Consider the following 11,163-nt stretch of genomic DNA (forward strand, 5'->3'; position numbering starts at 1 on the left):
TCGCGACCAGGTACGACAAGCTGAAAAACCGTTACGAGGCAACGGTAACCATCGCCTCGATCATGATCTGGCTCCGCGCCAAACCCGACCGGAGCCGACCATGATCCGTCAGATGCGCTCTAGGTTGCCCTCACCTCGGCCGATTCTCACAGGGGAGTGGCAGCCGTGCGGCAACAGCACAAGACCTTCCAGGCGATCGAGGTCGGCGACGGCAGCGACGGGCGGTGGGCCGCCTACGCCCGGACCCTGTGGCAGGAGATGGAGGGCCTGCTGACCGAGGAGGGCCGGACTCCGCAGGGCGCGGACCGTGTTCGGGCGCTGTTCGGTGCGCACATGCCGGAACTGGTCCCGGTTCTGGACCGCCTGGCCGGCCAACTCGACCGGCCCGAGGCGGAAGCCTTCCTCACCCACGCGGCACGGCGGCCGTTCACCCAGTCCTGCACCCAGATCGGCCAGAACGGCACTCTGCTGCGCAACTATGACCTACGGCCCGATCAGTGCGAGGGAACCATCGCCTCCTCCTGCTTCCTGCGCCCTGTGATCGGGATGCAGGACATGCTGTGGGGCATGCTGGACGGGATGAACGACGCCGGTCTCGCGGTCTCGCTCACCTGGGGCGGACGTTCCGCCTACGGACGCGGCTTCGCCATTCTCATCCTCGTGCGTTACCTGCTGGAGACGTGCGACACCGTCGATGAGGCGGTCAGCAGGCTGCGGTCCCTGCCGGTCGCCGTCCCCCAGAACCTCACCATTGTCGATCCCACCAAGGCGGCGACGGTGTTCGTGGGACCGGACATGTCACCGACGGTGGCGCCGGATGCCTGCGCCGCCAACCACCAGCACCTGCCGGTGACCGACGAGCAGGAGCGTGCCCTGCGTACGCAGGAGCGGCTACGCGCCATTCGCGCCGCGGGTGCGGACGACGTGGCGGCGATGCTGAAACCGCCGCTATACCAATCCGTCGACGAGCAGGGGTCGAGAACGCTCTACACAGCCCACTACCGGCCCGTCGAGGGCCGTGTGACGTACTACTGGCCCGGTGAGTCCTGGCAACAGTCCTTCGGCGACTTCACACCCGGATCCCGCACCGTGACCCTGGGCCGGACCAGCTGAGAGGCTTTCCGGACCCCAGCTCACCCTGCATGAATATCATGCAAGAACGTGATGTCACCCGCCACCGGCAGGCCCTCCCAGAGGCAGAACAAATAGGGCGTGTTCAACGCGCCTCAGGCTGATCCCCTGGTCATCAAGCTCGCCGACAGCCGGATCCTTTCGGGTGCGAGGCTGGGGTCGTCGAGGCGTTCGAGCAACATGTCGAAGGCGCGGGTGGCCGCCTCCGCGATCGGCAGACTGACCGTCGTCAACGGGGGCACCAGGAGCTCAGAAAAATGTTGATTATCGATGCCGACAACGGCCACGTCCTGCGGAACGCGCAGGCCTCGGCCGGCCGCGACCTGAAGGACGACCGCCGCGACGGTGTCGTCGGCGGCGATGACTGCCGTCGGGCGGAGATCAGCGTCGAGCATGTCGGAGGCGACCTGTGTCCATTGGGACGCCGGCTTGGTGTAGTCGGCCTGGGCGAGAAGGTGCTCGTCGACGACAAGCCCGTGGCGAGACATCGCTGAGCGGTATCCAGCGATGCGGTCTTCGGTGCTGAGCCGGCCCGTAGGTCCGTAGAGATGTCCGATGCGGCGGTGGCCCCGGCGGTAAAGGTGATCTACCGCTGCCGCGACCCCTTCCGCGTTGTCCCAGCTGATTTCACAGAACGATGGGTTGGCCTGCGCACGGTTGATGAGCACCGCCGGCATCCCATGATCTGTCAGCGCCACCAGATGTGCGTCGTCCCGAAATTGCGATGTGGACAGGAAGATGATGCCGTCGACCTGCTGCTGCATCAACACTTCGACAACCGCGGCTTCCTCCGGCGCCGATGAGGCATGACACACGACAAGATTTCGATCTGACCGCCTTGCCAGAGGTTCAATGGCCGTCAACGCCGCCAAGAACAGGTTGGTACTGATTTCGTCGATCACGAGCCCGATGGTCCGGGTCTGTTTGGTCGTAAGGCTCTGCGCTATTCGGCTGGGCCGGTATCCGAGCGAACGCATGGCTTCTTCGATTCGCACCCTGGTCTGGGAAGCCATCGCATCGGTACGGCCGTTGAGCAGGTTGGACACCGTGCTCACCGAAACTCCGCTGGCCGCCGCGACCTCACGGATCGTGACCTGCGTCGACCGTCTGCGCCTATTTGCTGGCATGCCGCCCCGTCGCTGCGTCCACTTGTGGTGTACCGGTCCACCAACTGTAGGCAAATGATCGCGCACCCATCGGTTGCGCTGCAAATCTGCTTGGCATCAGGGCTGCGCAAGGCGACGACATACGGCCACCCACCCACCGGCCGCGGCGGGCGCTGCCGACGAGGCGCGGCGATCGCGCCTGCTTCGCGACAGATCCCCGTCGGCGGCGCCGTCCGCTCGGCACCGCCGGTCGCGCGTAGCCGGCGGGAAGGCGGAAGCGAGGGAGAACCTGCAGCTCAGCAGCCGATCGAAAATCCACCACGGGACCCGTTGCCCTCGAGATGACTCGGCGCTAGGGTCGGTGTACCGGTCTAGTAAACCGGTACACCAAGGGTTGTTGATGGTCTGCTTCACTCGCGACGCCGGTGGTTTACCAGGGCCATGGCGCACCGGGCGAGCAGGCGTAGTTCGAGTCGAAAAGCGTGAAACGGACGGCCGCCGGCCATCCGCGAGGCCGAGTCCGGCTCGAAGCGCCACTGATCGATCTGTGCACTACGAGTTTCTGATCGGCATACCCGAATCCAGCCACATCAGGGGCGCCGTTCTCGGGCAACGACGTAGATCCGGAGGAGCCATGGCAATTGTCATCATCGGGGCGGGCAGCACCGTTTTCACGCGAATGCTGGTCAGCGACCTCATGCAGGACGCCGCCACGCGCGACATCGATTTACGGCTTGTTGACACCGACCCCGGCCGGCTGGCCCTTGCCACCGCCCTCTGCCGTCAGCTCGTGGCCGAAGTCGGCAATGCGGGTGCACAGGTCACGGCCTATCTGGACCGTCGGCAGGCCCTCCCGGGCGCCACCTATGTGATCAACACGATCCTGGTCGGCGGTCGGCCGGGCATCGAGGCTGATCTGCTGATCCCGGCAAAATACGGCATCACCCAAACTGTCGGGGACACTCTCGGCATAGGCGGTATCTCCCGCGGTCTTCGTACCATCCCCGAGATTCTGCGTATTGCTCGCGACATCGAGGAATTGGCGCCCGACGCGCTTTTCCTGAATTACACAAATCCCATGTCCATGGTGGTGATGGCACTGGAAACCGCCACCGGAGCGCGGCACTTCGGCCTGTGTCACAGCATCGTCAACACCGCTGACGAGCTGGCCGGCTATCTCGACGTCCCGGTCGCCGATCTGGTGTGGGAGGCGGCAGGGGTCAATCACATGGCGTGGTTCACCCGGCTGGAGTCTCAGGGTCTCGACCTGTATCCGAGCCTCTTCGCGCTACCCGCCTCTGACCCTGGCCTGGTTGCCGGGGACGGCGTTCGTTTCGAGTTGATGCGTTACTTCGGCTACTTCTGCAGCGAATCCAGCAAACACACGGCCGAGTACTTCTCCTACTTCCTGCCGCATGACGGCGAAACAGAACGACTACGGATCCCGGTCGGGCGGGAGCGCCTGGACGCTCTCGATCAGCAGCAGGCCGAGCACGACGCGCTCGCCGGGCGCCTGGGCGGCGTCCAGTCGCTACTGACCGAGCCGAGCAACGAATACGCGCCGGCACTGATCGCGGCCCTCGAATCAGGCCGTCCCTACACGTTCCACCCCAACGTCGCCAATCAGAGCGCCGACGGCGTCTTGATCGGCAATCTGCCGGCGGAGGCCGCCGTGGAGGTCGCCTGCACGGTCCGCAACGGTGCCGTGTCTCTCGACCGCGTACCCGATCTGCCTCCCGGGCCCGCGGCCCTCAACCGGCAGGCCGTCGCGGTGCAGCAGCTCACGGTGCAGGCGGTCCTCCACCACGACCTCGACCTCGTCCATCAAGCGGCGCTCGTCGATCCGCAGGTCTCCGCAATCCTCAAACCCGACCAGGCGGTCGCGCTGGTCGACGAACTGCTGGCCGCTCATGGACCGTCGCTCCCCGACCTGCGGAGACGCCGGCTGATCGCGGTCGCCCCGCCCAACACTCTCACCCACGCCTCGCGCAAAGGAAACGCCCCATGAAATCGGCGCAGCCCGTTGTCACGTTCCGCATCGACCACCTCGATGTGGAGATCCATCCTGACAACCAGGCGATGGGCGTAGCGGCAGCCGATGCGGCAGCCAAGATCATCAATTCCGCCGTGGAACGTTCGGGCACCGCCAACCTCGTGCTGGCCACGGGTAACTCGCAGTTGACCTTCCTTGCGGCCCTGCGGAAGCAGAACGTCGCGTGGTCGGCGGTCACCGTCTTCCACATGGACGAATATCTGAACCTGCCCGCCGGCCATCCGGCGGGATTCCCCGCCTTCCTGCGCCGCCACCTCCTCGACGAGGTACGGGTTGGGGCGTTCTACCCGGTGCCCGGCCACCCTGCTGACCTGACGTCGGCGTGCCGAGGATACGAAGCGCTGCTCCGCGCCCATCCCGTCGATCTCTGCGTGCTCGGCATCGGCGAGAACGGGCACCTGGCGTTCAACGACCCGCCCGCGGACTTCGGCGAGGCGGACTGGGTCAAGGCCGTGGACCTCGACGAACACTCACGCCGGCAACAGGTCGGTGAAGGACACTTCGATCGGCTCGACGAGGTCCCCACACGGGCGATCACCCTGACCATCACCGGTCTTCGCAGTGCCGCGACGATGCTGTGCCTGGCTCCCGAGCGCCGGAAGGCCGCGGCGGTGCACCGCGCTCTCACCGGGCCGGTCGACGGCACCTGCCCCGCATCGATCCTTCGGCGTACCCCGCAAGCCCGTCTCCTGCTGGACCGCGACTCGGCTTCGCTGCTCGAGCCGAGAAACCCGGAACGCACGGGAGGCGCTGAGTGAACGCGGACACTCTGGTGCTGCACCCGGACGACGATGTCGCCGTGGCCCTGCGCGCGCTGCAACCCGGCGAGCACGTACCCGCCCAGGCCGACGGTGCCGATGTGAGCGTGACGTCCGCGGTCCCCGCAGGGCACAAAATCGCCCGCCGCGCGTTGGCCGCCGGCCAAGCGGTCCGTAAGTACGGCCAGATCATCGGCGTGGCCGGCCGGCCGATCAGGGCGGGCGATCACGTGCACACGCACAACCTCGCCTTCACGGCCACCGGGCCGGAACGCCCGAACAGCGGCCCAGTGCCGTCGCCGTCGCCGCCGGCCGACGCCGGCTTCGACGGGATCGTCCGCGAGGACGGCCGCGTCGCCACCCGCAACTACATCGCCATCGTCACGTCGGTGAACTGCTCGGCAACCGTCGCCAAACTCGTCGCGGCCCGCGTGTTGCCCCTGCTGGAGCGGGAACCGGCCATCGACGGCGTCATCGCGCTGACGCACAGCGGCGGCTGCGGCCTCGCCGACGGGGAAGGGCTACAGATTCTGCGGCGCACATTGGCCGGGTACGCGGCGAACGCCAACGTTGCCGGTGTCGTTGCCATCGGCCTGGGCTGTGAGGTCAACCAGTTGCACGAACTGGACCTCGGCGACACCGGCCGGGCGACACCGGTACAGCGGGTCCTGATCCAGGAACACGGTGGCACCACCGCGGCAGTCCGGGCCGGTGTGGAGGCGGTCGGCAAGCTCCTTCCCGCCGCCGGCGCGGTACGCCGCCAGAAGGTCGCCGCCGGAGAGCTGATCCTGGGGCTGAACTGCGGCGGCTCGGACTCGTACTCGGGCATCACCGCGAACCCGGCGCTCGGTGTCGCCGCCGACCTGCTGGTGGCGTGCGGCGGCACCGCGGTGCTGGCCGAGACCCCCGAGATCTACGGTGCGGAGCATCTGCTGACCGCCCGCGCCGAGCCAGCGGTGGCGCGGGCGTTGCTGGAACGCATCGCCTGGTGGCAGCGCTACACCGCTGCGTCCGGGACCAACCTCGACGGCAACCCGTCACCCGGCAACAAAGCCGGCGGGATCACCACTATCACCGAGAAGTCTCTCGGCGCGGTGGCCAAAGGCGGCAGCAGTCCCCTGCAGGCGGTGTACCGGTACGCCGAACCCATCAGGGCCAAAGGCCTCGTGTTCATGGACACGCCGGGCTATGACCCGGTCTCGGTCACCGGCATCGTCGCGGGCGGTGCGCAGATCGTCTGCTTCACCACCGGCCGTGGATCGGTTTACGGATGCCGCCCCGCGCCCAGCCTGAAGGTGTGCTCCAACAACTCCACCTTCACGGCAATGAGCGGGGACATGGATTTCAACGCCGGAACGATCCTGACGGGGCAGGAGTCCGTTGTGGAGGCGGGCCGGCGACTGTTCAACCACATCCTCGAGATCGCCTCCGGCCGGCGTACAGCCAGCGAACAGCTGGGAATCGGCGCCGAGGAGTTCGTGCCGTGGCAGCTGGGGGCGGTGCTGTGACGGCGACATCTGACCAACACCCCTGGAGGACATCATGAAACACATCAGCAGGCTGTTCCTGGCGACGGGGGCCGCATTCATTCTGGCCGTCGCCGGCTGCACGAACAGCGCCGGCGTACCGGACAACAGCAAGGACGCAGCCGAAGGGTACGACCCGAAGGCGCCCGTGACGCTCACCTGGTGGACCGGGCAGACTGCTGACGCCCAGGCGCTGGCGGAGAAACTGGCCAAGGAATACCAGGCAGCGCACCCCAACGTGACGCTGAACGTCTCGGCCGGCGCCGCGGAGACCGGCGAGCTGCTGACGAAGCTGTCCGCCGCGTTCACCTCCGGCAACTACCCGGATATCTCGTACGCCTACGGAACCTGGGCCGCCGAGCTGGCCGGCAGCGGCCGCGCCCAGGATCTCACCACCTTCGTCGGTGATCCGGCCATGGCGTGGGAAGAGTTCCCGGTCGCCGCGCGGGCGACGGCTACCGTCGATGGGCGGGTCATCGGCGTACCGGCGGTGGTGGACAATCTCGGCCTGATCTACAACAAGAAGCTCTTCGACCAGGCCGGCGTGCCGTACCCGACGGACACCTGGTCGTGGGACGACTTCCGATCAGCGGCGAAAAAGCTCACCGATCCGTCCAGGAATGTCTACGGGACGGCCTACTCGGTAGCCGGGAGTGAGGACACGACATGGCACCTGTGGCCGTTGTTGTGGCAGCGCGGGGGCAAGATTCTCGACGGGCGCAAGCCGGCGTTCAACTCCGATGCCGGGGTGGCCGCCCTGGAGTTCCTGCGATCGATGGCCGTCGACGACAAGTCGATGTATCTGGACCAGACCAACGAGAAGTACCTTCCGCTGTTCTTCTCGGGCAGCGTAGGAATGGTCATGTCGGGCCCGTGGACGCTCTACGACCTGAAAGCGAACAAAGTCGACTACGGCGTTGCCTCGCTGCCCGGTTTCAACGGCGATCACCAGACCGTGTCCGGGCCCGACCTGTGGGTGCTCTACAACCACAGCGACCCCAACCGGGCCGGTGCATCGCGTGACTTCGTTCGCTGGCTGACCAGCAAGGAAGTCGACCCGCGCTGGAACCTGGCAATCGGCAACCTTCCGCTGAGGGCGTCCGAGAAGGACAGCGCCGAGTTCGCCGACTATGTCAAAACCTACGCGCCCGGGGCCCAGAAGTTCTTCGACAACTTCGCCAACGCCAAACAGCCACGGCCGGCCGTGACCGGATATGTGGAGATGTCCGGCTACGTCGGCGAAGAGATCTCGAAGGTCCTGCAAGGCGCTGCCCCGGCCAAGGGGGCCCTCGACGAGGCGGCTCGCAAGGCCGCTCCGGCGCTCACGAATGGCTGAGCGCCGCGGTGTCCTGGCCCGCGGACTCACCGGATGGGCGTTCGCGGGCCCAGCCACACTTCTCGTCGTCGGTCTGTCGATCTTCCCGACGGTCTGGGCGTTCCTCATCTCGCGGACCCGCTGGAACGGCATCGCCATTCCGAGGCCGCTGGGCTGGGCCAACTATCGGCTGATGGCCGAGGACCCGGAACTGTGGGACTCCGTCCGGCACACGTTCGTGCTCACGGCGTTGTTCGTACCCTCGTCGATCCTCGGGGGAATGACCGTGGCCATCGCGCTGAGCCAGCAGGTCCGTTTGATCAAGTTCTATCGCACCTGCATTTTCGTACCGTTCGTCGCCTCGTCGGCGGCGACGGGCATCCTGGCCAGCTACGTGTTCAACCCGCAGTTCGGCACCGCCAACGAGCTCCTGCGGCGAATTGGCCTTCCGCCGCAACAGTTTCTTGAAGATCCCCGCCAGGTGCTCGTCGTCATCTGTCTGATCGCCCTGTGGGGCCAGATCGGCTTCACCGCGGTGGTATACCTCGCGAGGCTTCAGGACCGCCCCAAGGACCTCATCGAAGCGGCCATGGTCGACGGAGCCGGCCGGTTCCGGATCCTCTGGCACATCATCGTGCCCGAACTGCGGCCGGTGACCGTGTTCATGGTGGTCTGGCAGACCATCACCGCGCTGCAACTGTTCGACCTGGTCTACACGACCACGCGAGGCGGGCCCCTCAGCTCGAGCACGACGATTGTGTACTACGTGTTCGAGCTGGCCTTCCAGACCAGACGGTACGGCTACGGATCCGCGGTCGCCTATGGCCTGTTCGCGGTGACCATGGTGCTCACGGTCGGCACAATCCTCTACTCGCGGCGTTCGAAAGTCGAGGCGTTCTGATGAGTGCTGTCCGCCCCGGCCGTCGCCGGCTGTTGCCCTTCAGCCCCTGGCACCTGCTGTTGATGCCGCTGTCACTGGTGTTCGTCTTTCCGTTGGTTCAGATGGTCCTCACCTCGTTCATGACATCGGCCGACATCAACCGTTTCCCGCCGAGGCTGATCCCGGCAACGCTGAGTCTGGACGGTTACCGCGAGCTGTTCGCGCAATCGAACATCCTGCAGTGGCTGCTGAACACCGTGATCGTGTCCACCGCCTCGATCGCCGGCCACATGATCTTGTGCTCACTGGCGGGATACGGTTTCGCGCGGTTGAGGTTCGCGGGCCGCACGCCGGCGTTCTTCGCGATCATCGCCACCGTCATGGTGCCGATCCAGCTGCTGATGATTCCGACGTTCCTGATGTTCAGCCGCCTCGGGATCACCGACACGCTCGCCGCCGCGTTCGTTCCCTGGCTCGCGTCGGCGTTCGGCATCTTCCTCATGCGTCAGTTCTTCCTGTCCCTGCCGAAAGAACTCGAGGAGGCGGCCAAGCTCGACGGTTGCGGCCCCTTCCGGACGTTCTACAGCATCGTCCTGCCCTTGGCGAAGCCGGCGTTGGCCACCCTTGCCATCTTCACGCTGCTGGGCTCGTGGAACGATCTGGTGTGGCCCCTCATCGCGATCAGCGACGACCGCTTCTACACCCTTCAGGTCGGCCTCACCACCTTCCAGGGAACCCGCCGCACCCAGTTCGAGCAGCTCATGGCCGGCAACGTGGTGGCCACCATGCCGCTGATCATCGGCTTCGTGCTCGCGCAACGCTGGTTCGTCGCGTCGATGGCGTTCACCGGCGTCACCCGGTAGATCCAAGTGCCGCAGAGCGCGGGCCGGGCCATGATCGACCCGACCCTCGCCGAGCGGCTCGGCGCGGTGGACGCCCCGGCCCTGGTCGCATGGAGCGAGGTCGATCGCCTCGCCGACGCCGCCGCGATTCCCGGCGCCGAGTTCACGCTGCTCCCGGAGACGGGCCACCTGCTCAGACCGAGAGGCCCGAGGCCTTGACGGCCGACGTGTGGAAGTTCGCCGACAGACACGCCACCCCACCCGCGAGGTAGGCACCCGACGGTGCGCGACTCATCCGGCGTACGGCGCTGGGGCATCGCCGATGGCGGTCTGGACGTGCCTCCGCGTAGACTTGCAGTCTGACTGCAAGTCGAGAAGGGACGAGCTCATGATTGACGAACAGCGCCGTATCGAGGTCGCCATGCTGGTGTGCCCGGACTACGCACCGGTCGACGTCATCGGGTTGCATGCGGTGATGGCAAGCATGCCGGGGGTGAACGTTCACCTCGTCTGGAAGGACTTGGACGAGTTCCTGGGCTACGGAGGATTTCCGACTCGCGCGACCACCACCTTCGCCGACTGCCCAGCAGACTTGGATGTCCTGTTGGTGGGGGCGACGCCGACGGAACTTCTGGAGGACTCGGAGACACTCGCGTTCCTTGCCGACCGGGGTGCCCGGGCCGGCTGGGTCGCCGGGGTGTGCGAAGGCAGTCTGGTGCTCGGTGCGGCCGGGTTGCTCCGCGGGTACCGAGCCACCACCAACTTCCACTTCTACGACGAGTTGGATTGGTTCGGTGCGACGACGGTCAGGACGCCCCATGTGGTGGAAGACCGGAATCGGATCACCGCAGGCCCGGCCACCGGGTGCATCGAGATCGCATTGCGGCTGGTCCAAGTCTTCTTCGGTAGCGAAGTGGCTCGCCAGACGGAGCTGAACGCCGAGTACGCGCCGCAACCCCTCTTCGGCGTGGGTACGCCCGCGTTGGCCGGGCCGGAACTCACCCGACGTACGCTCGCCGAGTCGCATGGATGGACGCAGGCGGTCGCGGCGGGTGCTCGGCGGGCCGCCGACAGGCTGGAGGCTTCCGCCGCCGCGTGATCCGGTCGGCCCCGCGAATCGGCGCAGGAATCGACCGAGAACCGCGTACATGCGCAGAACACGAGTGACAGCATGCGGCCGAAGACACGGGGAGCCGGCGCACCGCTGATCGCGGGCAGCGGTGCGCCGCTCGTCGCGATGTGTGCACTCGGCGCCGGGCGGCAGTCCGTTGACCCAGCGCGACCTGGCGACCCGGTTCGCCAACTTCGGCGCGTACTGGACCGGCACACCCGGCCGGGCGGCCCGTTACTGGTTCTGGCAGCGGGATGCCGCGTGTGCCGAGCCCCTCACATCGCTCACTTGACCTTCACGCTGACGTGAATGTTTAGAGCGCATCTGACGGATCATCACCGGTTGCGATGATCGATCGTTGTCTCGTCGTGGCTGGTGATTTAACTGATGAGGACTGGGAACGGCTTGAGCCGTTGCTGCCGAGCATGGACCCGCAGCGTG

10 protein-coding genes are annotated in these 11,163 nt (G+C 66.4%); 9 read left to right on the forward strand and 1 reads right to left on the reverse strand.

The annotated features are described in order from the left end of the window. Positions 1–165: 165 nt before the first annotated feature. Entirely contained in the window at positions 166–1,113 is a 948-nt protein-coding gene (locus QSK31_RS47820) for a C45 family autoproteolytic acyltransferase/hydrolase (protein WP_285691864.1), read from the forward strand. Between the two features lie 113 nt (positions 1,114–1,226). On the opposite strand, the gene QSK31_RS47825 is transcribed toward QSK31_RS47820, so the two are convergent. Next, positions 1,227–2,258 (reverse strand): LacI family DNA-binding transcriptional regulator, encoded by a 1,032-nt coding sequence (locus tag QSK31_RS47825; RefSeq protein WP_285691865.1) that lies wholly within the window; start codon positions 2,256–2,258, stop codon positions 1,227–1,229. 613 nt (positions 2,259–2,871) lie between these two features. On the opposite strand from QSK31_RS47825, the gene QSK31_RS47830 reads away from it, so the two are divergent. From QSK31_RS47830 to QSK31_RS47865, 8 genes are all read left to right on the forward strand, one after another. After that, positions 2,872–4,245: a family 4 glycosyl hydrolase gene (locus QSK31_RS47830; protein ID WP_285691866.1), complete on the forward strand. Its 1,374-nt coding sequence runs from the start codon at positions 2,872–2,874 to the stop codon at positions 4,243–4,245. Next, positions 4,242–5,048, forward strand: coding sequence for a glucosamine-6-phosphate deaminase (locus QSK31_RS47835; protein ID WP_285691867.1), 807 nt, complete (start codon positions 4,242–4,244; stop codon positions 5,046–5,048). The genes QSK31_RS47830 and QSK31_RS47835 overlap by 4 nt, the downstream gene beginning before the upstream one ends. Next, a complete protein-coding gene (locus QSK31_RS47840; RefSeq protein WP_285691868.1) occupies positions 5,045–6,556 on the forward strand; it encodes a UxaA family hydrolase in 1,512 nt (503 codons plus the stop codon). Before QSK31_RS47835 ends, QSK31_RS47840 begins: the two co-directional genes overlap by 4 nt. Before the next feature lie 34 nt (positions 6,557–6,590). Beyond that, entirely contained in the window at positions 6,591–7,910 is a 1,320-nt protein-coding gene (locus tag QSK31_RS47845; protein WP_285691870.1) for an ABC transporter substrate-binding protein, read from the forward strand. Beyond that, positions 7,903–8,790 carry a carbohydrate ABC transporter permease gene (locus QSK31_RS47850; RefSeq protein WP_285691871.1) on the forward strand — a complete coding sequence of 296 codons (888 nt, stop codon included), beginning with the start codon at positions 7,903–7,905 and terminating at the stop codon, positions 8,788–8,790. The genes QSK31_RS47845 and QSK31_RS47850 overlap by 8 nt, the downstream gene beginning before the upstream one ends. Further along, positions 8,790–9,632: a carbohydrate ABC transporter permease gene (locus QSK31_RS47855; protein WP_285691872.1), complete on the forward strand. Its 843-nt coding sequence runs from the start codon at positions 8,790–8,792 to the stop codon at positions 9,630–9,632. The genes QSK31_RS47850 and QSK31_RS47855 overlap by 1 nt, the downstream gene beginning before the upstream one ends. Positions 9,633–9,662: 30 nt before the next feature. Next, a complete protein-coding gene (locus QSK31_RS47860; RefSeq protein WP_285691873.1) occupies positions 9,663–9,830 on the forward strand; it encodes an alpha/beta fold hydrolase in 168 nt (55 codons plus the stop codon). A 169-nt stretch (positions 9,831–9,999) separates the two neighbouring features. Then, entirely contained in the window at positions 10,000–10,710 is a 711-nt protein-coding gene (locus tag QSK31_RS47865) for a DJ-1/PfpI family protein (protein ID WP_285691874.1), read from the forward strand. Positions 10,711–11,163: the final 453 nt, after the last annotated feature.

The organism is Actinoplanes sp. NBRC 103695, assembly GCF_030269485.1.
In the GTDB taxonomy this organism is placed as follows: Bacteria; Actinomycetota; Actinomycetes; order Mycobacteriales; family Micromonosporaceae; genus Actinoplanes.

Coding starts and splice junctions, on each gene's coding strand:
- QSK31_RS47825 (WP_285691865.1), bottom strand. CDS start 2,258: ATGCCAGCAAATAGGCGCAGACGGTCGACGCAGGTCACGATCCGTGAG.
- QSK31_RS47830 (WP_285691866.1), top strand. CDS start 2,872: ATGGCAATTGTCATCATCGGGGCGGGCAGCACCGTTTTCACGCGAATG.
- QSK31_RS47835 (WP_285691867.1), top strand. CDS start 4,242: ATGAAATCGGCGCAGCCCGTTGTCACGTTCCGCATCGACCACCTCGAT.
- QSK31_RS47845 (WP_285691870.1), top strand. CDS start 6,591: ATGAAACACATCAGCAGGCTGTTCCTGGCGACGGGGGCCGCATTCATT.
- QSK31_RS47850 (WP_285691871.1), top strand. CDS start 7,903: ATGGCTGAGCGCCGCGGTGTCCTGGCCCGCGGACTCACCGGATGGGCG.
- QSK31_RS47855 (WP_285691872.1), top strand. CDS start 8,790: ATGAGTGCTGTCCGCCCCGGCCGTCGCCGGCTGTTGCCCTTCAGCCCC.
- QSK31_RS47860 (WP_285691873.1), top strand. CDS start 9,663: ATGATCGACCCGACCCTCGCCGAGCGGCTCGGCGCGGTGGACGCCCCG.
- QSK31_RS47865 (WP_285691874.1), top strand. CDS start 10,000: ATGATTGACGAACAGCGCCGTATCGAGGTCGCCATGCTGGTGTGCCCG.